Raw genomic sequence first — 25,269 nt, forward strand, 5'->3', positions numbered from 1 at the left:
GAAGGACTCACCATGCTACGAATTGCCGTGCCCAACAAGGGCTCACTGTCCGAACCTGCTATCACGATGCTCACCGAGGCGGGCTATCAGCTGCACCGCCGCGGCCGTGAACTGGTGATCAGCGACCACGCGAACGATGTCGAGTTTTTCTTCTTGCGTCCGCGCGATATTGCGGTCCACGTTGGTCATGGCACGATTCACGTCGGTATCACCGGGCGTGACTTGCTGCGCGATTCGCCTTCGGGCGCGGTGGAGCATCGGGCGCTCGGATTTGCCCGCTCAACCTTCCGCTTCGCGGGACCAGCCGGTGAGTTCACGTCACTGGAGGACATACAAGGGCGCCGCATTGCGACCTCTTATGACAAACTCGTGCGAGATTACTTGGATGAGGCCGGTATCGATGCCGAAGTTGTCCACCTTGACGGTGCAGTGGAATCCTCAGTTCGTCTGGGCGTTGCCGACCTGATCGCGGATGTCGTCGAAACAGGTGGTACGCTTCGCGCAGCCGGCCTGGAAGTGTTCGGTGACCCTCTGATGCAATCGGAGGCCCTGCTGATTGCCCGTGAGGACATGCGGGATAACGCAGCGCTTGCGACGCTCGACCGACGCCTGGAAGGCGTCCTGGTTGCACGCTCGTATGTCTTGGTCGACTACAACGTGCGTGAGCGCGACCTGAACGCCGCGATTGCGATTACGCCGGGCCTGAATTCCCCGACCATTTCGCCCCTGATGAATACCGAGTGGCTCGCCGTGCGCGTCATGGTGAAGGCAGAGAACATCAACTCGGTGATGGACCGTCTCTACGCGGAGGGCGCGCGCGCCATCATCGTGACCAAACTGGCTGCTTCACGTATCTGAACAGCGTCGATCCGGCCACGGCAGGGGCCCGAGGGTGCCCATATTGGTGTGCCCGGGCAGCCCGCCGATCTGATAGGGAACCATATGGTTCAGATCGCAGCGCCCCGCGGGGTGTTCGAATGGGGATATCGTTCATACGGTTCACGCGCGCCCCGCACCCTGCACACGCCATCCGCCACGTCATGTCGGCGCGACTCAATCCGCTAGGCTGAAACAGTGAGTATGTCATCAACGAACGTCCGTGTTCTCAACACGTTCTTTGAGTTACTCACGTCCGATGTGGGGCGCACACGCGATCAGATCTGGAGGCTGGAAGGCTATCGAAATCTGTCAGAAGAAGCCTTCAGTTCCGCCTTCCAACGCGACAAGGACGCTCTTCGTGACATTGGCATCATCATGACCGTCACGCCCGGCCGTCACGGAGAGCGATATGCGATTTCGCCGGACTCATTTGCTGACCGTCGCGCCACGTTCGACGCAGTGGACGGCGCGCTGATCAACATGGCGTTGGGCGCGTGGAACGAGCAGGATGGAGCCGAGCGCGGCGCAATGCTGACCACGAAACTGCGTGCCCTCAGCGATGGTGCAGAAAAACCGTGTGCACCGCTCAGCGTCGGATTGTCGGGCGCTCACATGATCGTCGATATTCTCACCGCGATCCGCAACCGCCAACCGATCACATTCATGTACGAATCCACCCGCGTTTCAGAGCGCGCAATCGAACCGTGGCGCATCATCATGCGAGGACGCGGCCTGTACGTGTGGGGATTGGATTTGGATTGCGACGAACCACGGCTCTTCCGTACCTCCCGCATAACGTCAGGCGTCACGCTGCTGGGAGAACCCGGAGACGCCGGCCCTATCCCGGACAATTTGGGCGACCCATTCGAACGCCTCATGGTTTCGCCCACCCTGGCAATTCAAGACGGACAGGCGCAGGCAGTGCGAGATATGTGCCGTGCCGAGGGCGCCCGCAGCTGCGAGGGCGAGGTGAGTGTTGCTGACGGATGGATGCTGTATCGCGGACAGGCCGCCGAACGCAGCGAATGGATAAGCGCGATCCTCGCACACGTTTCACACGTAGTGGTGCGTTCACCTGAATGGCTGCGCGAAGCGATCATGACGCGACTGGACGCCGCTGCTGGCTGGGGGAGTGACGATGCCTGAACGCACAGAAGTAGCCGCCGCACGTTTGCTGTCACTGGTCGCCTGGATCGGTGATCATCCTGGATCCTTGGTCAACGACATTGCCGAGCACTTTGGTCGCACACGCAAGCAGGTCCAACGCGACATCGAAGTGCTGGGCAGTGTGCGCGACTCCCTGCCGGGGGCCTCGCTGGAAATTGACTGGGATCTGTACGCGCGTGAAGAACGCGTCGCCATGCATTCGACGCTCGGCGCAGACGTCCCGCCCAGGCTGACCGAAGAGGAAGCAGCACTGATCATTGTGGGGTTGCAGGCCCTCACACCGATCCTGGGTCCTGACCTGCACGATCACGTCATGCACACGGCGCTGGCGGTGACACGTGACGCGCAGGCCTTTGAAGAATCCCTGGCCTATTCGCCCTCCGGAAGCGACCAGGCCCGAATCGATGACATTTTGAGCGCGCTGTCTGCCCAAGTAGCGGTGAGATTCACCTACCCGCATGACGACCATGACCGCGAGCGCACCATTGACCCGTGGAACATCAAGCGTTTCGAAACCGGCTGGACAGTGACCGGCTGGGATCACGACGCTGCAGCTGAGCGGACATTTCGGATAGACCGTATGCGCGATATCAGCGTCAGCGATCAGCCGGTGACACACCCTGCAGCAGCGGATGGGTCCCCCTCGGCAATGGTGCGTATGACGTGTACGAGCGAGGCACGATGGATTCTTGACGCCGTGCCGCTGAGCGTCGTGAGTGACTCGGGCAGCGAATTCAGTGTCGATGTGCCAGTGTGGGACGAGGAATGGGTGACTCACTTCCTGATCGACATTGCCCCACATGTTGTGCAGGTTGAGCCCTCCGAATGGAAAGAACGTGCTGCGCGCGTGGCGCGCCGGGCCCGCGACGTGTGGGCGATGGGGAAGTAGGGGAGTAAGCGAGCATGTCACCGAAAAGACGCCGCCGCCGCGTCCGCGAGGAAGGCGAACCAACCCGCGAAATGGATCAGATGAGTCCGGCTGAACGCTTCGAGGCTGCCAAGGCTCAGCGCGCCGTCGATTCGAGTGCGCGCAGTGCATTTGCCGACTCGCTTGGGTTTTCGCTTGATGATTTTCAGTGGGAAGCGCTTGAAGCTGTTGAGGGTGGCGAGTCTGTGCTGGTGGCCGCGCCGACCGGAGCAGGAAAGACCGTTGTCGGCGAATTCGCCACCTATCTGGCTGTTGGGCGTGGAACCCGCGCGTTTTACACCACCCCGATCAAAGCCCTGTCCAACCAGAAGTTCATGGATTTCCAAAAGCGGTTCGGGGAAGAATCGGTGGGTCTGCTCACCGGTGATACGTCCATCAATCCGGGTGCTCCAGTGGTCGTGATGACCACTGAGGTTCTACGCAACATGATTTATGCGGGCGCGCCGCTCGATGATCTGACGCACGTAGTCATGGACGAGGTTCACTACCTGGCTGACCGTTTCCGCGGCCCGGTGTGGGAAGAAGTGATGATCCACCTGCCGCAGCGTGTCAGTGTGATTGCGCTGTCGGCCACAGTGTCGAATGCCGAAGAGTTCGGCGCGTGGATGCAGCAGGTGCGTGGCACGTGCCGCGTGATTGTCTCCGAAAAACGCCCCGTTCCCCTGTACCAGCACATGATTGCCAATTCGCACCTGTTTGATCTGTACGCGCCGGGGTCGAGCCGCCGGGCGGGTGTGAATCCGCAGCTCAGGTATGAAATTGCCCGCAGCTCGCAACCGGGTAGTGGCCGAGGTTTGCAGCATAATCGACGAGGCAGGCTGCAGCGCCGCGAAAGTCGAGCCGGCGTGCTGATGACACTGCAGCGGGCCCACCTGCTGCCGGCAATTGTGTTCATCTTTTCTCGGGCTGCGTGTGACGATGCGGTACAGCAGGTAGCTGCCTCACCGTTGGTGCTGACGACTCCGGAAGAAGCGCGCCAGATCAGGGATGCGGTCGATAAGGCAATGGAGCAGATTCCTGTCACTGACCATGTCGTGCTGGGGCTGCATCGATGGGCGAGCGCTCTGGAGCGAGGGATAGCGGCTCACCATGCCGGAATGCTTCCCGTCATGAAGGAGACGGTGGAACGGTTATTTACTCGCGGTTTAATTAAAGCGGTCTATGCAACCGAGACGCTGGCGCTGGGAATCAACATGCCCGCCCGGACAGTTGTCATCGAATCCTTGCAGAAGTGGAACGGCGTTGCGCACGTTCAACTGTCGGCGGGGGAGTACACGCAGTTGACGGGACGTGCCGGCAGGCGCGGCATTGACCGTGAGGGCCACGCAGTGGTGCTTTACCAGGGACGCGTTGAGCCTGAAGAGGTTGCATCGCTCGCGTCGAAACGAACCTACCCGCTGATCAGTGCCTTCAGACCAACGTACAACATGGTGGTGAACCTGCTGGCACGGTCCTCTCGCGCGTCGACGCGCGAAGTGCTCGAGTCCTCATTCGCCCAGTTCCAGGCCGACCGCGGAGTCGTCGAATTTGCGCGCGAAGCTGCGCGGGTGAAGAAACATATGGATGAGGTCGCCTCGCACGTCAAGTGTGAATACGGCGATGCCCTGGAGTACTTCCAGTTGCGTGAAGAGCTGTCCGGTTTGGAGAAATCCTCAGCGAGGGCGCGGTCGGCAGTAGTGCGGCAGGACATGGAAAAGGATCTGCGCCGGGCGCGCCGCGGAGATATCGTCGCCTACCAGCCCGGGCGAGCGACCCGCTATGGGGTGGTGATCCGGCCTGCCGACGAGGGGCGAGCACCGCGAATCGACGTAATCGGCACGGATATGAAGATTCACGATGTGATTATTTCGCAGAAAATGCGTGCCTTTGCCGTGGTTGGAAGTATGAAAATCCCGATGGGACGTGACCTGCGCAAACGTGTGGTGCGCGAGAAGGTGGCCGGCGAAATTCGCCGCCGTGTACGCTCAGGCGCACTGGATGCACCGCGTCGGTCAGCCCACCGTGACGATCCCACCATTGCGTATATGAGAGACGAAATTCGTCACCATCCGGTTCACCGTTGCCCGCAGCGCGAGTCGCATGCAGCGATGGGGCATGAATGGGCACGTGCTCGCAAGGAGTACCTGCGAACGGTTGAACGTATCAATGAGCGCACCGACACGGTCGCGAAGGAGTTTGACCGTGTGTGTGCGGTGCTCGAATCCCTCGGCTTCCTTGACGGCGACCGTGTGACAACGGCGGGACAACAGCTGCGACGCGTGTTTGGTGAGCGGGATCTGTTGGTCGTTCACGCCGTGCGATGTGGGGCGTGGGACGACCTAGATCCGGCTGAATTGGCAGCGGTGGTCTCCACCTGCGTGTATGAAGCGCGTGCGGAAAACAATCCCGACACGTCAATTCCTGGTGGCGCCAATTCAGCGATCGCTCGTGCACTGGATGCAACGTGGCGTGCCAGCCAGGAGATCCAACAAGCAGAAACGTCTGCGGGAGCTACACCCACTCCTCCGCCGGATATCTCGCTGGTCGGTGCTATGCATGCGTGGGCGCACGGTGCGTCGCTGACCACTGCACTGCAAGTAGCTGACCTGTCGGGCGGCGATTTTGTGCGCTGGGTGCGACAGGTGATGGATCTGCTCGACCAGCTCTCGCACGCTGATCAGGGTGGCCTGGCCACATGCGCCCGGGACGCTCGACGGATGCTCGTACATGGAGTGGTGGAATGGTCGACCGTTTGAAACTGAAACTTCCCCCGCGGCGCAGATGGCTGGATTATCCGTGTGCCGCGATCAGCGGCGTATGTCTGTGGGCGGCATTCCCGGATGTGGGATGGTGGCCGCTTTTCGTCATCGGGCTGGCATTTCTAGTCGCCCTCGTCGATCGATCGTCGACTGGGCGAGGCATGTGGTACGCAACGTTGGTCGGCGCGCTTTTCTGGCTACCGCACATCCACTGGTCATCCATCGCAACAGGCGGCTGGTTGCCGTGGGTGACACTGTCAGCCACGCAGATCATTGCATTGTGCATCTGGGCGTGGTGCGCTGCGATCAGCAGGGCACTGGTGTGGGTGCGCACCTGGTGGGGACAGACATTGTCGTGGGCCGTTCTGTGGGTCGCGGTCGAACAGCTGCGTTCAACCGTGCCATTTGGCGGTTTCCCGTGGGGCAAGACGGCGTATGCGATGGTCGATGCTCCGTGGGGAAAGCTCGCGCCGTGGGGTGGGGAAGTGCTGGTCAGTGCAGTCACTATGATGCTCGCAGTGCTGGTGCGGCGCACATTTTCGCTCCTGAGAACGCGCTCGGATGAGCACTGGTGGAACAGACCGTTGATGCTGGTGCTGGCGGCTGCGCTGGCGTGTCTGCCGCTGGCGATCACACTACCGAATGCGCAGGAAGCCGGATCGATTCGCGTGGGTGTCGTCCAGGGCAACGTTGAAATCCCGGGCAATGCAACGTACAGCGTGCCGCTGAAAGTTACTGGCAATCACACGCGCGAAACGCTGCGAATGGCCGAGGAAGGCGACGCGGTGGATGTGGCTGTGTGGGGTGAGACGGCAGCCGATCGCGATCCACGTGCCAATTCAGGCGTAGCGAACCTGGTCGATGAAGCAGTCGATGCGCTCGGCGTTCCGATTCTGGTCGGCTTCAACGGGTATGACAGTCAGGACAATACGCGCACGAATCTGGTTGGCTGGTGGTACCCGGATTCGGGTCTGAGCGATCAGCTTTACGGTAAGCAGCACCCCGTGCCGTTTGGTGAATACATTCCGTGGCGCTCCTTTATTTCAAAACTGGCTACCGAGGCAGCTCAGGTCAACGTCGACATGGTTGCGGTCGATAATCCGAGCCTGCTGTCCGTGACGCTCAACGATGGGCGCGAGGTGCCTTTCGTGATGGGAATCTGCTTCGAGGTGGCTTATGAGGATCTGATTCGAGACGGTGTGGAACGAGGCGGTCAGATCATTGCCATTCCAACGAATAACTACCATTTTCGGTATTCAGCTGAGTCCGCTCAGCAGGCTCAGATGCTGCGTTTTCGAGCAATGGAGTACGGCCGATCGGGAATCCAGGCCTCCACCAATGGTGTCTCGATGATTGTGCGCCCTGATGGCACGATCGTCCGCCAGACAGCGAAACAGACTGCAGATCACATGGTGGCGCAGCTGCCGTTGCGTACATCACTGACGTGGGCAGCCAGACTCGGCATAATTCCGTCAGTCGGAATAATGTGTGGAGGGGGAGTCGTCACCATCTGCGCCGTGGTGCGCGCACTCATCAGCGTGCGGCGACGTTAATTCTTTCGGTAGGCGCCTTCTGGACGCAAACGGCCCGAGCGCAGCAGTTCGAGCTGCTCGTTCAGGACAACGTCGAGTTCTTCAAGGGATCGGCGCTCGCGCAGCATATCCCAGTGCGTGCGAACCGGTTTGGCTGGTTTCTGTTCTTCCTCTTCGCCTTCTTCGCCGATAATTTCAGCGGTGGCGCCGCATTTGCATTCCCACGTCGCCGGAGGATTCGCTTCGGTGGAAAATGGAATCTGGAATTTATGGCCGTTGGAGCACAGGTATGTTGCAGTCGCTCGGTCGGCGAAGATGACACCTTCTTCTGATTCCATCGATTTTGCACCAATTTGCATACCGCGAAGGGCGCGATCAGCCATGAATCCTCCTAAATGCGTGCGAGCTCGAATATTGTAACTGATAGAGGTTCGCACGCTCCACCACAATCCGATAATGTACATTATGTCAGATTTGGGAAATCGTGAAATCCCCTCTCACTTGGCGAAAGGAAATCTTCATGCCCGAGGTCAGCAGCTCGGTCCACGCTCAACGTCAGCGCACGCGAGGGACAACCCAGCCGCGCGGTCTGTCACTGCGTCCCTACTTTAAATCCGACGCGCCCGCGCTTGTTGTGGTCTTTGGCGTGGTGTGCGCGCTGACGATCGCTGTGACGCGCGCATACCTTGCTCTGACTGGTTATCCCCAAGTTGGCGGCGAAGTGTTTCACATTGCTCATGCGATCTGGGGCGGCTTGCTGCTCATTATTGGCTTGATCGGCGCGATGGTATTGACGAATTCCTGGGCGTCCTGGGCAGGTGCGATCCTCGGTGGCGTCGGTGCCGGATTATTCGTGGATGAGGTCGGTAAATTCATCACACAAGATAATGACTATTTCTTTCCTCTTGCCGCAACCATTATTTACGTGTTCTTGGTGTTGTTAGCTGGTGGGGCGCTTGCTCTCCAACGACCAAGCCGCAGTACTGCTGCCGCGCACCTGCACCTGGCCCTCGACATTGCCGAACAGAGTGTGGATCGCACCCTTCCGGCTATGCGCCGCGCCCAGATGGCACAACACTTGGACAAAGCCCGAAACCTCAACCCCTCTCCTTCACAACACCTGCTCATCGACGCGCTCAGTGACTTGGCAAATGATCTGCCCGGAGATGGATCTGACGCCGGCACACGCCTGACACGCTGGGTTAGAAACGTTCCCACGTCTCGCTTCCAGAGCGTCGCAGCCGTTATGCTCTTCATTCAGACGATCGGTGACGTCGCACGCGCCGTGATTGCCCTCGTGTCGTACGCGTCGGGACATGCCATGCTCGACCAGGTCGTTCCCGATGTGACACAAGACGGCTGGACGGGCGCATTGTCAATCGCAGCTGTCATCGGCGGCGTCATCGCGGGTGCGCTTGCCGTGGTTGCAGGAGTCATGATGCTCGGGACGCGCTCCTCCATCAAGATTCCATTCGGCATCGCCTTCGCGGCGGTAGGCATTGACCTCGTTGTGGTCAACTCGCTTGCCTCCTACACCAACCAATTCTTCATCCTGGCGATCGCCGCCTACCTATCGGTGTCAATGTCGGTGATCATCATGTGGCGTCGCTCGAATTCTGCCGATCGACTACTACAGTAGGAAACATGAGATTTGGAGTAGATTTCGGTACGACACGCACCACTGTTGCGGCAGCTGATCGAGGCAACTACCCTATTGTAGCTTTCAGTGACGTCGACGATGACGTGTGTGAATACATCCCCTCCCTCATGGCGCTTGACGGTGACCATCGCGTCTACGGCTTCGACGCGGTGGAACTGGCGCGCCAGGGTGCTCCGCATCTGCGCTCCTTCAAACGCCTGATCTCCGATCCAGCTGTCACAAGCGAAACAACGGTGCGGGTTGACCGCCGCGACATCAACGTCCTGACGCTCCTGATCGAGTTCCTCACCTACGTGGCCCACGAAATTCGCACGAACTCGTCAGTGAGTCAGATCCCAGACGAAGAACCACTGGAAGCCGTCATCGGTATTCCCGCCCACGCCTACTCGGCACAACGTTTCCTGACGCTGGAAGCATTCCGGGCAGCCGGCTTCACCACTCTTGCCATGATCAACGAGCCGTCAGCAGCAGGCTTCGAATACACCAGTCGACATCGCGCTTCGCTATCGACCAACCGGCAACAGATCCTCGTATATGACCTCGGTGGCGGAACCTTCGACGCCTCACTGGTCAGCGTGGAAGGAACCTCTCACGAGATCCTCGGATCACACGGCAATAACCTGCTCGGCGGGGACGACTTTGATCAGGTACTCGCCCAGTGCGCACTGGCCGCAGCCGGCGCAATCTTTGCCGATCTGAGCGACTCCGATATGGACGATCTGCTTGAACAGGCACGCGATGCAAAGGAAGCACTGACACCTCAGACCAGGCGAATCTCATTGACGGTGGGCGCACGCGATGTAACAGTGCCGGTCGCGGACTTCTATGCTCACTGCATCGACCTGATCGATTCCACCGTCGAAACAATGAAGCCGCTGCTCGCCATTGATTCAGAAGGCGGAGAGGAACTGGGACCTCACGTTGCGGGATTGTACGTCGTGGGTGGTGGGTCCCAACTGCCGCACGTCCTGCGCGAACTGCGACGCCGCTTCGGGCGACGTGTCCACCGCTCCCCTCACACCGCAGCATCAACCGCGATCGGGCTGGCCATCGCAGCTGATCCCGAGTCCGGCTTCACCCTGCGTGAACAGCTTTCACGTGGAGTCGGCGTATTCCGCGAAATGCAGTCAGGGCAGATGGTGTCGTTTGATCCTCTGCTGGATGCTCACCTCAGAGTCTCCACACAGGATTCCGTCAGCGTCACGCGTCGCTACCGTGCCGCTCACAATATCGGGTGGTTCCGCTTCGTTGAATACACTGCAACCGACGACCAGGGCGTGCCGCGAGGCGACGTCTTGCCATATGGCGAGCTGATTTTCCCCTTCGCCCGCGAACTGCAGGATATGGGCGACGCCCTCGACCCCCATGCCGTGAGTGTGCGCCGCACGGGGGACGGACCCTTAATCGAAGAAAAGTACACGGTGGATCGGCACGGTATCGTTTACGTCGCCATCACCGACTGCGACACGGGTTACACTGTCTCGCAATCACTGGGAAGTAAATAACACTGCAGGAGATCCTCAAACGTTAGACAATGGAATGTGTCCACTTTTCTGCGTCAGTTAGGTGCCGCCTGCGCGCGCCACGGGATCCGCACGCTCCTCGTGTGGATTGCTGTCCTGCTGATTGGCGGGATCGGGGTGTGGCAGGCAGGCCCGCAACTGTCAAATGATTTCAAGATTCCCGGCACAGAGGCCCAAGACGGCCTCGACATTATTTCGGAACGATTCCCCGAACTGGCCGGACTGACCGCACAGGTCATCGTGGAATCTCCTGATGACCACCCCATCGAGACACACCGCGACCAGGTGCAGCGCGTCGTCGATCAGTTGAGCGCCGTCCCTCACGTCACTCAGGCAGCCGACCCGTGGTCAGAACTGCTGCGCACTCCCACAATCAGTACGGACGGACGATTCGCGCTGATCAACGTCCAACTTGACCTGGCGCTCGGGCAAGATGACGACGGCGCACTGGACACTATCGAAACGGTCGCTGCCGACAGCACCAAGGCCGGGATGCCGGCATCGGTCGGAGGCCAGATCTACCAGCTAACATCAGTGCCCCTCTCCCCTCTTGAACTGGTTGGTGTGGCCATTGCGCTCATCATCCTTGCGATCACCTTCCGTGCACTGCTGCCTGCAGTCCTGCCCGTGATCACCGGACTGCTCGGCGTGAGCATCGCGATGACAGGTGTACTCATTGTTGCGCAGTGGGTGGACATTTCCACCACTACTCCCACGCTGGCGATCATGATCGGTCTGGCGGTCGGCATTGACTACTGTCTTTTTATCGTCTCCCGCCATCGTTCCCAGCTGGTTCACGGCTGGAACGTCGTTGATTCCATTGCGATGGCCAATGCGACATCAGGCGGTGCCGTAATCTTCGCCGCCATCACCGTTGTGATCGCACTATGCGGTCTGATCGTCTCCGGCATCCCCTTCCTGGCAGTGATGGGTCTATGTGCCGCGGCCGCTGTGGCCGTGTCCGCTGTGATTGCGGTGACCGCCATCCCGGCTCTGATGGGTTTGATGGGTGAGCGACTGCGCCCACGCTACGCACGCGCATCGCGGCGCTCCGGTCAGGAAGAGACTCGCAAACATGCAGCGAAGCACTCGAAGCAGAGTGCTTCCCAATGGTGGGTATCAGTGATCACTGCCCGCCCGTGGATCACGATCGCTGTCGTCTTGGTTTTCCTGTCCGCCGTCGTCATTCCTGCCAAAGATCTGCGCCTGTCCCTTCCCGACAATGGAACCGAGCCGGTGGGCACTCCCGCACGGGACACCTACGAGCTGGTGGCGAACGAATTCGGAGACGGAGCCAACGCTCCCCTGCTGATCATCGGTGGCATCATCCAGTCTGAGGACCCGCTCGGTCTGGTCGATGAACTTGCTGACCGGGTTGAACAGGTTGATGGCATCAGGTCAATTCAGATAGCCACCCCGAACAGGAACGCTGACCTTGCTGCCGTCATTGCGATCCCCGAGGCCGCGTCGAACGATCCTGCAACCGAAAAAGCACTGGAGAACCTGCGCGAAGCTGCCGACACGTGGGAGCGTGAACTGGGCGTCGAGGATATTCATGTGACCGGCATGGTCGCCGCCAGAATGGATGTGACCGCTCGCCTGACGGATGCGCTGGTGCCGTTTGCCTCACTGGTGGTGGGGCTGGCGTTGATTGTGCTGACAGTAGTCTTCAGGTCACTGTGGGTGCCGCTGACCGCAACGATCGGATACCTCCTGTCGATCGGCGCAGCATTCGGCGTCACGTCCATGATCTTCTCGTGGGGATGGTTCACCGGACCGCTGCGCATCTCCAATACCGGGCCGGTCATCTGCTTCATGCCGATCATGGCGTTGGGTGTGCTCTTCGGCCTGGCGATGGACTACCAGGTCTTCCTCGTCACCCGCATGCGCGAGTACTGGACTCACGGCGAGGATGCACGGCAGGCAGTCAAGAAGGGATTCGCCTCCTCCGCACCTGTTGTGGTGGCTGCAGCGCTGATCATGGTGTCGGTTTTCTTCGGATTCATTCCCTCAGGTTCCTTCTACGTCCAGCCCATCGCACTGGCGCTGGCGGTTGGCGTTGCTATTGACGCATTCATCGTGCGCATGACGCTCATTCCAGCGGTCATGATGGTGCTTGGTAAGCGAGCCTGGCGTTTTCCGCGCGCACTGGACCGGGTAGTGCCTCACGTCGACGTCGAGGGCGTCGCTATGGATCACCTCAGCGATCACATGGAGTGGAAACGTGTCAACGGACCGGCAATCTTGCGCATGGAAGATGTCCGCATTAACGAGGGTGGCCAGACCGTGGCCTCGTGCGATGAGCTGATTGTCTGGCCCGGTGAGGTCATCCAACTGGACGGGCCACCCAGCCAGGTGCGCACACTCATGTGCGCGGCTGCGGGCCTTATCCGCGCTGACCAGGGAATTATCGTGGTGCGCGATAACGACGCGCGCGATCGATCCAGCTGGATGCGCGCTAACATTCCGATCATGTTGCGAGCCTCATGGGCCCACATGATTGCGTCGGATGCTGAAGAGTCGGACAAGAACCTGGTACTCGTGGACTGCCCGGTAACCGAACAGGTGCGAGACCAGCTCATCAGTGCGACAGTGGAACAAGAAGGTGCACTGATTGTGGGACCTCAGGCTGGCAACAGTGGCTTTGTGGTCACACGGACGGTAAAGATTGGAGGCGACGCATAAATGCGATTACGAGATGCACGCCTATTGCTGGTCGCCGTCATCGTACCGATCCTGCTCGCCGCGTTGTCCATGTGGTCAATCGGTGGGAACAGTACAGGCTCGGACATTACACGCCTGAAAGCGGCGATCGTAAACCTGGACAAGGGCGCGGAAATGACGCTGCCCGACGGCTCAACCCAATTTGTCCCTTTCGGACGCCAACTGTCCGCCGAACTGCTCAAACCGCACGATGGAACCGCAACGTTCCAATGGGAGCTGATGCAGGTCAACAGTGCGCACGACGCAATTAAGAACGGTGACGTTGCTGCAATCGTGACCATTCCGGAAAACTTCTCGACAGCGGTGGCAACGATCGGGCAAACTAACGCAAATCCCGGCATTGTCTCACTGACCAGCTCTGATGCGACTGCACCTATGATGAACGAACTGGCCCATGCGGTGACGGAAGCCGCCGCGCGATCCTTGGGCCAGACGCTGGGCACGCAGGTTCTCAACGGTGTCTATCTGGGATTCGACCAGCTGAAAGACCAGCTGGGAGCAGCTGCAGACGGAGCTAGGCAACTCGATTCCGGTATCGGGTCCTTGGGACAGGGTGCCCATCAGCTGGCCGACGGCGTCCACCAGAGCACGGATGGCACCTATGAACTTGCCGGCGGACTTGCCCAACTTGCCGACGGCACGGCAGCACTGGAGAGCGGTGTGGCAGGATTTTCGGGCGGTATCGGACAGCTCCATGCCGGTGCGGAACAACTGTCAGGCGGCATCCACCAGATGCGCGACGGAATCGCCGGATCAGCCTCCTCCCCCGGTCTGACCGGCGGCGTTGACCAGCTGGCGGACGGCATCCTGGGAAACGGTACGACGCCGGGGCTGGCCAGTGGCTCACTCCAGCTGGCAGAAGGAACCGAACAGCTGGCCGACGGTATCGCGCGACTTGACAACGGGTTGGACACGATCCGTGCCCTCATTCCCGAGGATTTCGATCCGGCTGACCTGCCAACGATCACCATCGATCTTCAGCAAATTGTCGATGTGATGAAACAGGTGGCTCGGGATGCGCGCGATGTGCTCAGCAGGCTTGAACCAATCATGACCAATCAGGATGTCATTAACGAGCTACGTAGCTCGCTGCTCGGCCTTATCGATCGATGCCCCGCTGAAACGTTCCCACAATACTGTGCCGATATGAAAGAGTTTGGGCAGTTGATTGTGCCTTTCATTGATGGCCTGCCCACGGTTGCAACCGATTCCCTCGCTGCCCTCGACGATTTCCTGGCGAAGATTTCCAGTGACGAATTCGCGGACGGCCTTGCCGACGCGCAACATTTCCTTGACCACTACAACGAGTACATCGCCCAGATTGTCGGTCCGGATGGTTTACTCGCAGGGGTGAGCCAACTGGCCACAGGATCCCAACAGCTTGCCAGTGCAGCGCGTCAAATGGCGGATGGCATCAATGGAACAGACTCGACGATAGGCCTCGTTCAGGGCGTCACACAGCTACAGAACGGGGTGCATCAGCTCCAGGACGGATTTGACGGCACAGAAGGCCAGCCTGGACTCGTCACCGGAGCCGATCGCCTAGCCGACGGCTTGGCACAATTGTCGGCTGGAGTGGGCCGCTTCTCGGGTGGCATTAGCCAGCTCAACGACGGAGCCCAGGGAGCGGCTGACGGCTCCAGCCAACTGGCAGACGGACTCGGACAGCTCGGAAACGGAGCCGATCAGCTTTCCACAGGCATCGACCAGCTACGCGACGGATCGTCCCAGCTCGCGGATGGCCTGGACGAGGGCGTCTCGCAAATCCCCGTCTACTCAGATGCGGAACGCACTCGGATTGTGTCCATGGCGATGCGTCCGGTGCAAACAGAGCAGGATGCCACGACGCAGAGCACCATCGGAACAGCTTTCCCGTTTACCGCTGCAGTCCTGATCTGGATCAGTGCGTTTGGTGCATTCTTGATGATGCCGGGCCTTCGCGGTCGCGTCTTGGCTCGTCCAGTCGGTGCAGTTCGGGCGGTCATTGATTCGCTGCGCGCCCCGTCCGGCGTAGTGGCAATCTCCGTGCTGGGCGTGATCTGTGTAGCGCTGCTGTTCAAGGTCTTTCCTGTCAGTCTCGCTGGTACAGGTGCACTGATCATAGTCGGCGCAATTGTGGCAGTCCTGGTCCACCAGATGCTATTGGCAGTGTGCGGTGCCCGGATCGGGCGTGTCGTCTCGCTCCTGTTCTTCACGTTGCAGGTCGTTGCCCTCATCGGGCTGATGCCCTACCAAGATTCACCTGACGCCTTATCTACAATGAACGCGCTGCTGCCGTTGGGAGAACTTGCCGGAGGCCTGCAGACCAGCGTTCTGGGTGTGGGATCCTCGTGGGTGCCCCCGCTCCTGTCGCTGATCGGATGGGGCCTGGTGAGCTTCATTGGTTCGGCGGTGGCGGTTACGCAGCGCCGAACGCTCTCGCCCGAGAAGGTTCGCGAAGCGCTGAACGTTGTTCCGATGTGAACTTAGGAAACGGAACGGTGCCTGCGGCGACGGCGTTCAGCTAGATCGTCAATAACCGTGTCATCTTCGTCGCGCCGCTCGACTGGCAGTTCAGCCAGGGAACCTTCAACTTCGCGCCACACTCGCCCCACTGCGATACCGAACACGCCCTGTCCGCCTTGGAGCAAGTCAATTACCTCATCGGATGAGGTGCATTCATACACGGATGCGCCGTCACTCATCAGCGTGATCGACGCGAGGTCATCGATTCCACGGTTACCGAGCTGCGTGACTGCCTGGCGGACTTGCTGGAGTGACACGCCGGCGTCAAGGAGCTTCTTGACGACTTTCAGGACGAGGATGTCGCGAAATGAGTACAAGCGCTGTGAACCGGATCCACGCGCAGCGCGCACCGAAGGCTGCAGTAACCCTGTGCGAGCCCAGTAGTCGAGCTGACGGTAGGTGATGCCGGCCGCGGAGCACGCAACCGGGCCGCGATAGCCGGTTTCGTCTTCGTTGAGGCCTTCAAGAGGGTCGCCGAAGAGCATGGCCTGTCGTGGTTGTGGGGCTACTGAATCAGCCGGATTCGCGCTCACGTATGCTCCTCGGACTCTTAGCCACTGAATGGGCTCACTGTGTGTACTCTCTAACGCTAATTCCCGAACGGTCGTCGGTCAACAATTCAAACGGCGAGCCTCAAGTTCAACTTGAAGGTGAGTCGCCGTTGAGCCTCGACAATGAAATGCGCAATAGTTCCCGGTGCAGGTCAGCGAGCTTCTCACCAAATTCCATTGAGCGTGCGTGTGCACGCTCACGATCGGTAGCGCGTTGCCGTGATAACTGCGAGGACACAACCTGATCAATCACATCCGCACTGCGCTCGGCACCTGTGCGCACAGATCGCAAGATCCTCGCATTCATGCCCTCAGCTTCAAGGGCCACCAGCAGGTGCACGACGTGAACCGTGCGAGATGGAAAATAGCCAGCAATGTCAGGGGCGATCAATCCGAGTGCAGTGTAACGTTCGAGAGTTTCGACAGTGGCGCCCGTCAGATCAGCCAAGTCACGCGTGGAAATCGTTGACTGGTTCGCAGGGACAACCACTTCCCCATCGGAAGCAACAATGCGTGCGCTCGGAGCAAGATCCACGTCATGGCCGGCGTCCAATGCTCGCAGCTCATCGCGAATGGCATTGAGGGGCGAATAGGAATCGCGCTGGCGGCGCAGGATATAGCGCAGTCGCTCACGGTCGGACTCGGAAAACTTTCGGTAACCCGCACTCGTACGGCTCGGACAGATGAGTCCCTGATCCTCCAGAAAACGAATCTTTGACACTGAGACGGTGGGGAACTCTTTTTGCAGAGCTTCTGTGACCTGGCCGATGGCCATTGTCGGCTCTGCACTCAAGCCACGTGGCCACTGTCCCTGTTGCGGATTCTCCTCGAGTGCGTATGCGTGGGCAGTGTTCATGCCTGCTGCGGGGACGGCTGGTAGGTCATGCGGTACTTGCCGATCTGGACTTCATCGCCTTCTTGCAGATGTGCCTCATCGACACGTTCACGATTGACATAAGTGCCGTTCAGGGAGCCTGAATCGCGGACAATGTAGCCACCGTCCTGTGCGATGAACTGGCAATGTTTGCGGGACACAGTCACGTCGTCAAGAAAAATGTCCGACTTGGGTGAGCGTCCGGCGTTAGTTGTGCCTGGATCGAGCAGGAAGCGCGCACCGGAGTTCGGGCCACGCTGAACGATGAGCAGTGCGGAACCGGCAGGAAGGGCCTCGACTGCCTCGCGGTCGCGAGCAGACAACGGCAGCGGTTGAGCAGTCTCCTCTTCTTCCTCCGAGCCTGGCAGGCCGAAGACCGAGGTTGCCGTCGGGTCAAAGTCACTGTGATCTTCCATCATTTCCCTCTTCCGCGAGTACACCGGAATTCAGATGCACCCCAGTGTACGCAAAAAAGGTACGCCGGCGCATTGCTGTTTCATTGATAACAATTATGTCACGCCTCTATTTTTCTGTCGCATATTGAGGGATCGGAGTAGGAGCAACTTCATCGATCACGACTTGCTGGGATTTGATGATCTCCACGTCCGCATTCTTGGAACGCATCTGCCAAGCCGCACCTGCAGAAATCTCCAGTGCAGTGGCAATCGTGTCCGAATCTCCAATCACTTTCCACTGGTAGGGCGAGTGGATCACCTGACCGTTCATGATGATGCCCACATCCGACATGGAAAACCAGGTCTGCGCGTTGGCACGGATACCGTTGATGCTCACAGCTTCAGCTCCGGCGTTGCGCAGTTCCCCAAGGGTCATGACGAACTGGACTGCATTGACACCTCCCTGCGGATCGGTAACGATCATGGTGAGGCCTTCGCCTTCAACAGGGACCGTTCCGGCATTGATACGTGCCTGCTCGACACTCTTGCGGGCCGCTTCGTCGGCAGCCTGCTGCTGGGAGACAGCATTCTCCAGGTCAGCCAGCTCAGACTCGAGCTCAGCCTTCTCGCCGCGCAGTGTTTCCTCGCGTCCAGACAGCTCATCGAGCAGCACCACCAGGTCTTGCTCGGTCATCTGGTCGAGCGGGTCGGCACGCTGGGCGCGCACCTGAGTTACCAATGCGATACCGAGCATCATGCAGATGACGACAAGAAGAATATGGATCGGCCTCGGACTGGCCAAAAGAGCCTCTCGCAGCCGTGAACCGCGCGATATCTGGGGTTTGTTCGCAGAATTACGTGCCATTGTCGTGCACCTACGCCTTGAAAATAAGACGACGGATGGACGCGGCGTTGGAGAAGATACGGATACCGAGAACGACGACGACAGCGGTCGTCATGGCGGATCCGACGCCAAGCTGCTGTCCTAGGAATACCAACAGACAGGCTACGAGGACATTCCAGAAGAACGACATGATGAAGACACGGTCGGAGAAGACACCTTCGAGCCACGCGCGCCCAGCGCCGAAAAGAGCGTCAAGCCCAGCGACAACGGCAACGGGAAGGAATGGCTGAATCCACACCGGGATCGTGGGATCGACCATGAATCCGATGACGATTCCTGCAATCAGTCCAAGGACAGCAATCATGTTTAGCCTCCAGCACCATCTCGAGTTTCAGCGTAGCGCGTCGAGCGCTGATCAACGCCCTGCATCTCAATGGAGTTTGCGGCCCGTGTCGTGACCTGTATACCTCGAGCTGACTGGGCGGTAGACAGATAATCACCGGTGCCGCCACGCACCAGTGCCACCGACAGATCCGACCCGTCTCCGATGGCATTGATGACGTAGGGAGACTGGATGGCCGTGGTGTTGACCAGGATCGTTGAACCTGCGGTGCGGATGAAGGTGCCCGACCCGATGCGAATGCCGTTGACGTCAATGGCTTCAGCTCCGCCCGCCCACATGGCATTGACCACCATTCGCAAGTCCTGATCGCGCACAACCGCCTGGGGCCGTTCAGTTTTGGAATCTGTGGCGTCGCTGAGGGTAACAGCCAGACCCGGTCCGTGCACGGAGTGAGCCGCGCTGGCCATCGCCACGCTTGCCTCCAGTTGCGGTGCAGATGTCGGGGCGATATCGGCAGCTGAGCGCATCGTGGAGGACAGGTCGGACACTTCCTGGCTGAGCGAGTCAACCTGCGTCTGGACGGTTTCGATGCGCGAGGTCAATGACTTTTGCACTGTCGTATCAGCGGGGGCGCGTAAGTATCGCACTGCGATTCCGGAGGCGATCCCCAGCGCGATCGCCATGATGATGACGAGGACGCGCATTGCCGGGCCGGATCGGCGGGCATTCGGATCGGCTGCGTATGCGTGGTAGGCAGCATCGAGCGGATTGCGAAGAAGCTGGTTGAGCTGCGACATCGATGCGGCAGGGTCCTTTCGGGGCGAGGCAGTGCTCATAGCGTCTCCTCCCAAAGTTCCTGGACGCGTTGAGCACGCTGGACGTCGTCAAAGTTCTCGATTACGAGCCGTCGCAGGGCAGCAGGTGCATCCGTATTGCCCTCCAGCCATTGTTCATATTCATTGACGAGGGTGGCTACCGCATCCGGATCATCGCAGTCGACGTGATGTGGAGCGCCAGCACGCACGAAGCGAATACCCATGCCGATGGAGTGGGTGGCCCAAAAATCAGCGAGGTGCGCGAAAAACTCACGGTCGAGCTCATCGCCCTCCCACGTGGACTCCGCCAGGCCGAAGAGAATCGCTGAGGTTTCCTCGTTGGAAATGTCCCCGGTGAGAACTCGTTTCCATGACTGTTCACGGATAGTGGCTGTGGGCAGAGCAGCCACAGCGCGAGCGTGGAAAATGGTAGTCTCCCCTGTGCGTTCGTCGTCCAGCCACTGGTCGAGGCGAGCGCGGTCGACATCGCCGCGCGCAGCAAGCGCGCGGCGTGCACGCCAGGCAAGTTCGGGACCGATTTCCAGTCCATGAATACTGTGCCGGCCCGCCACGGCTGTGATCGTGCTGGTCGCTGCAGGTGACAAGGGGCACCAGGGTGCTGAGCTGAGCAACGCTCCGAGCCACAGACGCTGGTGGTCCACGGTAGTGGTGTGTGAGAGGATGTCGAGTGCAGTGGCGACGACCTGTTCGTGCAATGCTGCTCGTTGTGAGCGCGGGCAGTAATGCGCGATGGCGTACTGAACACTGGACAGCAGTCTGTCCACAACCGCGTCGTGATCTTCGGTGAGTGCCTGCGTGAGCACTGCGCGAACATAGCGGTCTGCGCGCATGAGCCCATCGCGCACCATATTCCATAGGTTCGCCCACACAACGGCGCGCGTGAGCGGATCAGGGCAGGTTCCGATGTAAGCCAATGCCGTGTCCGCGCTGTGCGCATCAAACCTGCAGATCGCATACGTCAGATCGTGGTCGTTCAACACGATCAAATCGCATTCCTCGCGTGAAAGTGTGTCGTCTGTGATGCGGATACGGGCGGCCTCAGTATGCAGGCTATAGGTGTGGGTGCGCCTCAGGGCTCCCTCGTCAATCGCCCACGTGGATACCTCAAGTGTGTGTGGACGAACGAGGCGGTCCTGGACCAGGTCGAAGCGGGAAAGACGGCCCGAATGGTCGAATTGCACGTCGACGGAGAGCCTGGATGGGCCGCTGGTTTCCAGCCATAGCCTGCTCCACTCAGTCAGATCCTTCCCGGACGTTTCTTCCAGGGCTTTCAGAAGGTCGGTCAGCTTCGTCGCACCGTTAGCGTGGCGGGTGAAGTAGAGTCGTGCACCGGCAAAAAACGCGTCCTCACCAAGGGTGACGAAAAGTTGCCTGAGGACGGCTGCACCCTTGGCGTAGGTGATGCCGTCGAAGTTGTTCTTTGCTGCCTCCACGTCCGGGATATCTGCAGCGATGGGGTGGTTGGTTGGATACTGGTCCTGCTCGTAGGCCCAGGCTTTGCGGCCAATGGCGAATGACGTCCACTCCCCTGTGTAGGCGGTGGCGTGAGCAGCCGTGTTGGTGCCCTGGTGGTCAGCAAAGGATTCTTTGAGCCACAGGTCATCCCACCATGCGGGCGTGACGAGATCACCGAACCACATGTGGCACATTTCGTGAAGGATCGTGTTGGCACGGTGCTGACGCTGCGCGAATGTGGGGGTGTCGCGCGACAGGAGATGTTCGTTGAACGTGACGCACCCGGGATTCTCCATTGCGCCAAGGTTGTATTCAGGCACGAACACCTGATCGTAGGATCCCCACGGAAATGTCACACCGTAGTGCTGATGATAAAAGTTGAGGCCCTGTCGGGTGACAGTCAGAATATCGTCGTCGTCCATGAAAGGCGCGAGGGCGGCGCGACACATCAGACGCAGCGGGATCGCGACATGTGTGCCGTCGCCGGCTCCACCTTCCCAGGTACCGCCGTCAACTACGGCCCACTGGCCTGCAACAACTGCGGTGATGTAGGAGGACAGAGGTGGTGTGGTGGAAAAGTCGTGCCGAATGAGGGTGCCGGCATCCGTCGGTGTGTCGATGCCGTTGGACGTGACAGTCCATTCTTTCGGCGCGAGGACGTGGAAGGTCCAGCGCGGCTTGATATCGGGCTGATCCATACACGGCCAGGCTCTGCGCGCATCGGTGGGCTCAAACTGTGTGTACAGGTAGATGCGGTGATCTTCAGGATCGAGATAGCGGTGGAGCCCCTCCCCTGTGCGTGAAAAGCTGCAGTGGGCGCGCACGGTGAGCGTGATCGGGCGTGAGGTTGGAAGGTCATCAAGGTCAAGGCGAGATCCGTCGTGGTGGAACGCATGCGGAGCGTCATCGACCAGAACCTCGTCCACCGTTCCCACCACGTCAACAAATGTTGAGGGACGGTTGAGCGTCATTGTGAACACAGAGATGACAGGGTAATGTGCCTCGTCAAGGTCACCTGCACGCGTCAGATCCACCGTCACGTCAATGTGGGACACTAAGACTGTCTGAGCACGCTGACGTGCCTGGGATCGCGTGAGGTTGAACATGTCTCGATTGTAAGAGTGCGCGCGAGTTGAGGCATTGGGGCGCGCCCGAGTAGTAAAGTGTGCGCCATGACTACCATTAATGAACTGCGTCCTCGCACATCAGCGATTACTTTTCGTGAACTGGTCCGCGACCTCGATGTTCATCAATGGGTGAATGAAGACAAGGCCACCTGTGCCGTCACTGGCGTGACGGTCTCTTCCAGTGACATTGATGCCGGATGGGTGTTCGTGGCAATCCCCGGATACTCCCACCACGGCGCCGAATTTGCCGCAGGTGCGCTTGAGGCTGGCGCGGCCGGCGTCATCACGGATGAGAAAGGTGCGCGGATCCTGCGTGACAGTGGCGCGAGTGTCCCTATTGCAGTTGTCGACGACCCTCGCCAGGCGGCAGCGTTCGCATCTGCACGAGTGGTCGGAAACCCCGATCAGTCACTGACGACCGCAGCAGTGACCGGCACAAACGGAAAGACCACCACAACCTATCTGGTCAGTGCCGCGTTGGGCGCCATACACGATGTTCCTGCGCTGTGCGGCACCGTGGAAACCCGCATCGGTGACATGACGATCTTGGCGACGCGCACCACGAACGAGGCACCGGTTCTGCATCGCTTCCTTGCGTGCGCACAGCAGCAAGGCGCTGACAATGCGGTCATCGAAGTGTCCTCTCATGCATTGAGCTTGAATCGTGTTGACGGCATTGTCTTTGACGTCGCCATTTTTACGAATCTGCAGCACGATCACCTGGACTTCTATCACGACATGGAGCACTACTTCCAGGCCAAAGCATCCCTGTTTACGCCCGAGCATGCCCTGCGTGGAATCGTGTGCGTGGACGATGAATGGGGCCAGCGACTGGCACGTGAGGCCACGATCCTGATCACGACTGTTGCGGCCTTGAGCTCGCAACAGGCAGACTGGCACGTCAGTGATATTCATCCGGATCCGCAGACCGCACAAACCGTTTTCTCCCTGACCGATCCGGCGGGGCACACCCACCAGGTTCACAGCCCGGTGCTCGGTGAAGTGAACGTGCAAAACTGCGCTGTGGCAATCGCAGCAGCGACGGCAGTGGGTGCGGATCCAGATCAGGCGGTCACTGCCCTCGAGCGGGCACCGCAGGTTCCCGGGCGTATGGAGAAAGTCAATCCGGACTGTGACGATCAGCCGCTCGTGATCGTTGATTACGCGCACACCCCCGAAGCTATGGAATGGATTCTCAAGGATGCGCGCGAACTGGCTGGCGGCCGCGTTGTCCTGGTCTTTGGCACGGACGGTGACCGGGATGCCTCCAAACGCATACCGCTGGCTGAAGTTGCGGCGAGACACGCGGACGTGTTGTGGGTGACAGATGAGAACCCCCGAACCGAGGACGCGGCGGCAATTCGCGCCGAGCTGATGGAGGGAATCCGCAACGTGCGTCCCGACCTGACCAACGTCACGGAGGTTACAACGTGCCGCCGGGATGCGGTACGGTGCGCGATTCAGGACGCCAGTGCGAATGACATCGTCCTGATCACCGGGAAGGGTGCCGAGTGGTATCAGGAGATAGATCATGTCTATCACCGATACAATGACGTGCCGGTTGCACGCGAAGTGCTGGAATACAGTGAACCCCGCAAGCGAGGATGACAAACGTGAGCGAAGAGCAGGATATTGACACAGGTGACGCCCGCGCACGCTCGATGCGGTCGTCACTGGACAACTATGAGCTCAGTGAATCCGACTTGCAGATCCTTGACGATCACGAGGGCGACCTGCCCTCCGTTACTGAAATGGACGGCTTGCCGGTCCTTGCTGTGATCGGGCGACCCAACGTCGGCAAGTCCACGCTGGTGAACCGCATCCTGGGGCGCCGCGAAGCGGTTGTGCAGGATACGCCGGGTGTCACGCGTGACCGTGTCACCTACCAGGCAGAATGGGCTGGTCGCGAATTCCTCGTCGTTGACACGGGCGGCTGGGAAGTCGACGTGCGCGGACTGGATCGCAATGTGGCCGACCAGGCCGAGGTGGCGATCGACCTGTCAGATGCAGTGCTGCTGGTGGTCGACGCGACGGTGGGAATTACCACCACTGATGAACGTATCGTGGAGTTGCTGCGCCGCAGCGGCAAGCCGGTCATTCTGGCGGCTAACAAGGTGGATTCCGCCATGCAGGAAGCAGACGCTGCCTACCTGTGGGGTTTGGGTATGGGCGAACCATACGCCATCTCCGCTCTGCACGGTCGAGGCACGGGTGACCTGCTGGATCGAGTGCTGGCAGTTCTCCCTGAGCGCTCGGCACGAGCCGGTCAACCACGCGATCCCAACATTCGCCGCGTGGCTCTGGTGGGACGACCGAACGTCGGCAAGTCCTCACTGCTCAATGCACTCGTTGGACATGAGCGCGTCGTCGTAGACTCAACAGCTGGCACTACGCGTGACCCGGTCGATGAGATCGTCACTCTGGGCGACCGCCAGTGGCAATTTGTGGATACAGCCGGTGTGCGCCGCAAAATGCACCGAACAACGGGAGCTGATTTCTACGCGTCGATCAGAACACAAGCCGCGATTGAAAAAGCCGAGGTCGCCCTCGTCCTTTTTGATGCCTCGGAAGTATTGACCGAGCAGGACGTGCGCGTCGTGCAGCAGGTTGTTGATGCCGGACGGGCGCTCGTGATCGTCAACAACAAGTGGGACCTGGTGGACGAGGAACGCCAAAAGGAACTCAAATCTGAACTCGAACGCGAACTCGTGCAGGTCGCGTGGGCGCCGCGCATCAATATTTCGGCGGCAACGACGTGGCATACGAACAGAATCGTGCAGGCGTTGGATACGGCCCTGGCCGGGTGGGAAACACGAATTTCGACAGGTAAGCTGAACGCTTTTCTGGGGCAGCTTGTGGCCGCACACCCGCATCCGCTGCGCGGTGGCAAACAACCCAGGATCCTGTTCGGAACGCAGGTGTCATCCGCTCCCCCACGCTTCGTGCTCTTCACGACCGGTTTCCTCGACCCCGGATATCGCCGATTCATTGAGAGGCGTCTGCGTGAGGACTTCGGTTTCGCCGGCTCCCCCGTTCAGATATCTGTGCGCGTGCGCGAGCGGCGCAGGAAATAGTCCTGACTGTTGTTTTCGGCATGTATGGCATCTATCTTTCGATCTGCTATGTGCAGCGTCGTCACGCAACGCGCATGAAGGAGTGAATTGACGAGGGTGACCCGTGCGGGAGGC

At 59.7% G+C, this 25,269-nt stretch carries 19 protein-coding genes; 11 read left to right on the forward strand and 8 right to left on the reverse strand.

Features of this window, described 5'->3' with window-relative positions; all coding sequences use genetic code 11:
* Positions 1–12: 12 nt before the first annotated feature.
* The 5 genes from hisG (at position 13) to lnt (ending at position 7,265) form a co-directional block, all read left to right on the forward strand.
* Positions 13–858, forward strand: coding sequence for an ATP phosphoribosyltransferase (hisG, locus tag QP093_RS00380; protein WP_285014049.1), 846 nt, complete (start codon positions 13–15; stop codon positions 856–858).
* A gap of 222 nt (positions 859–1,080) precedes the next feature.
* Positions 1,081–2,025, forward strand: a complete 945-nt coding sequence (locus QP093_RS00385) for a helix-turn-helix transcriptional regulator (protein WP_285014320.1) — start codon at positions 1,081–1,083, stop codon at positions 2,023–2,025.
* On the forward strand, positions 2,018–2,935 hold the full coding sequence (locus tag QP093_RS00390; RefSeq protein WP_285014050.1) for a helix-turn-helix transcriptional regulator: 918 nt from the start codon (positions 2,018–2,020) through the stop codon (positions 2,933–2,935). The genes QP093_RS00385 and QP093_RS00390 overlap by 8 nt, the downstream gene beginning before the upstream one ends.
* 14 nt (positions 2,936–2,949) lie before the next feature.
* The gene (locus QP093_RS00395; protein ID WP_285014051.1) at positions 2,950–5,709 is read left to right on the forward strand and encodes a DEAD/DEAH box helicase; all 2,760 of its coding nucleotides are present in this window, start codon (positions 2,950–2,952) and stop codon (positions 5,707–5,709) included.
* A complete protein-coding gene (gene lnt / locus QP093_RS00400) occupies positions 5,694–7,265 on the forward strand; it encodes an apolipoprotein N-acyltransferase (protein WP_285014052.1) in 1,572 nt (523 codons plus the stop codon). Before QP093_RS00395 ends, lnt begins: the two co-directional genes overlap by 16 nt.
* On the opposite strand, the gene QP093_RS00405 is transcribed toward lnt, so the two are convergent.
* Positions 7,262–7,627, reverse strand: a complete 366-nt coding sequence (locus QP093_RS00405) for an RNA polymerase-binding protein RbpA (RefSeq protein WP_058236755.1) — start codon at positions 7,625–7,627, stop codon at positions 7,262–7,264. The two genes, lnt and QP093_RS00405, sit on opposite strands and share 4 nt — an antisense overlap.
* A gap of 137 nt (positions 7,628–7,764) precedes the next feature.
* On the opposite strand from QP093_RS00405, the gene QP093_RS00410 reads away from it, so the two are divergent.
* The 4 genes from QP093_RS00410 to QP093_RS00425 are packed head-to-tail and all read left to right on the forward strand — an operon-like array spanning position 7,765 to position 15,614.
* Positions 7,765–8,883: a hypothetical protein gene (locus tag QP093_RS00410; protein ID WP_285014053.1), complete on the forward strand. Its 1,119-nt coding sequence runs from the start codon at positions 7,765–7,767 to the stop codon at positions 8,881–8,883.
* Between the two features lie 5 nt (positions 8,884–8,888).
* Positions 8,889–10,409: an Hsp70 family protein gene (locus tag QP093_RS00415; protein ID WP_285014054.1), complete on the forward strand. Its 1,521-nt coding sequence runs from the start codon at positions 8,889–8,891 to the stop codon at positions 10,407–10,409.
* A gap of 36 nt (positions 10,410–10,445) precedes the next feature.
* Positions 10,446–13,112, forward strand: coding sequence for an MMPL family transporter (locus QP093_RS00420; RefSeq protein ID WP_285014055.1), 2,667 nt, complete (start codon positions 10,446–10,448; stop codon positions 13,110–13,112).
* The gene (locus QP093_RS00425) at positions 13,113–15,614 is read left to right on the forward strand and encodes a YhgE/Pip domain-containing protein (protein ID WP_285014056.1); all 2,502 of its coding nucleotides are present in this window, start codon (positions 13,113–13,115) and stop codon (positions 15,612–15,614) included. It begins immediately after the preceding gene.
* A 2-nt stretch (positions 15,615–15,616) separates the two neighbouring features.
* On the opposite strand, the gene QP093_RS00430 is transcribed toward QP093_RS00425, so the two are convergent.
* The 7 genes from QP093_RS00430 to pepN all read right to left on the reverse strand — a co-directional run bounded on the left by QP093_RS00430 (position 15,617) and on the right by pepN (position 22,060).
* Positions 15,617–16,141, reverse strand: a complete 525-nt coding sequence (locus tag QP093_RS00430; RefSeq protein WP_058236911.1) for a MerR family transcriptional regulator — start codon at positions 16,139–16,141, stop codon at positions 15,617–15,619.
* 154 nt (positions 16,142–16,295) lie between these two features.
* Positions 16,296–17,063, reverse strand: coding sequence for a transcriptional regulator FtsR (ftsR, locus tag QP093_RS00435; RefSeq protein WP_092648609.1), 768 nt, complete (start codon positions 17,061–17,063; stop codon positions 16,296–16,298).
* Positions 17,060–17,497 carry an FHA domain-containing protein gene (locus QP093_RS00440; RefSeq protein WP_058236910.1) on the reverse strand — a complete coding sequence of 146 codons (438 nt, stop codon included), beginning with the start codon at positions 17,495–17,497 and terminating at the stop codon, positions 17,060–17,062. The genes ftsR and QP093_RS00440 overlap by 4 nt, the downstream gene beginning before the upstream one ends.
* A 106-nt stretch (positions 17,498–17,603) precedes the next feature.
* Positions 17,604–18,341 (reverse strand): DUF881 domain-containing protein, encoded by a 738-nt coding sequence (locus QP093_RS00445; RefSeq protein WP_092648608.1) that lies wholly within the window; start codon positions 18,339–18,341, stop codon positions 17,604–17,606.
* Positions 18,342–18,351: 10 nt separating this feature from the next.
* Positions 18,352–18,684, reverse strand: a complete 333-nt coding sequence (locus QP093_RS00450) for a small basic family protein (RefSeq protein ID WP_058236748.1) — start codon at positions 18,682–18,684, stop codon at positions 18,352–18,354.
* Positions 18,685–18,686: 2 nt separating this feature from the next.
* Positions 18,687–19,499: a DUF881 domain-containing protein gene (locus tag QP093_RS00455; protein ID WP_285014058.1), complete on the reverse strand. Its 813-nt coding sequence runs from the start codon at positions 19,497–19,499 to the stop codon at positions 18,687–18,689.
* Positions 19,496–22,060, reverse strand: a complete 2,565-nt coding sequence (gene pepN / locus QP093_RS00460) for an aminopeptidase N (RefSeq protein ID WP_285014059.1) — start codon at positions 22,058–22,060, stop codon at positions 19,496–19,498. Before pepN ends, QP093_RS00455 begins: the two co-directional genes overlap by 4 nt.
* Positions 22,061–22,126: 66 nt before the next feature.
* Here pepN and QP093_RS00465 point away from each other — a divergent pair, with 66 nt between their 5' ends.
* Positions 22,127–23,689 carry a UDP-N-acetylmuramoyl-L-alanyl-D-glutamate--2,6-diaminopimelate ligase gene (locus QP093_RS00465; protein ID WP_285014060.1) on the forward strand — a complete coding sequence of 521 codons (1,563 nt, stop codon included), beginning with the start codon at positions 22,127–22,129 and terminating at the stop codon, positions 23,687–23,689.
* A gap of 5 nt (positions 23,690–23,694) precedes the next feature.
* Positions 23,695–25,155 (forward strand): ribosome biogenesis GTPase Der, encoded by a 1,461-nt coding sequence (gene der, locus QP093_RS00470; RefSeq protein WP_502929352.1) that lies wholly within the window; start codon positions 23,695–23,697, stop codon positions 25,153–25,155.
* Positions 25,156–25,269: the final 114 nt, after the last annotated feature.

It is taken from the genome of Pauljensenia sp. UMB10120, assembly GCF_030212035.1.
Lineage (GTDB): Bacteria > Actinomycetota > Actinomycetes > Actinomycetales > Actinomycetaceae > Pauljensenia > Pauljensenia radingae_A.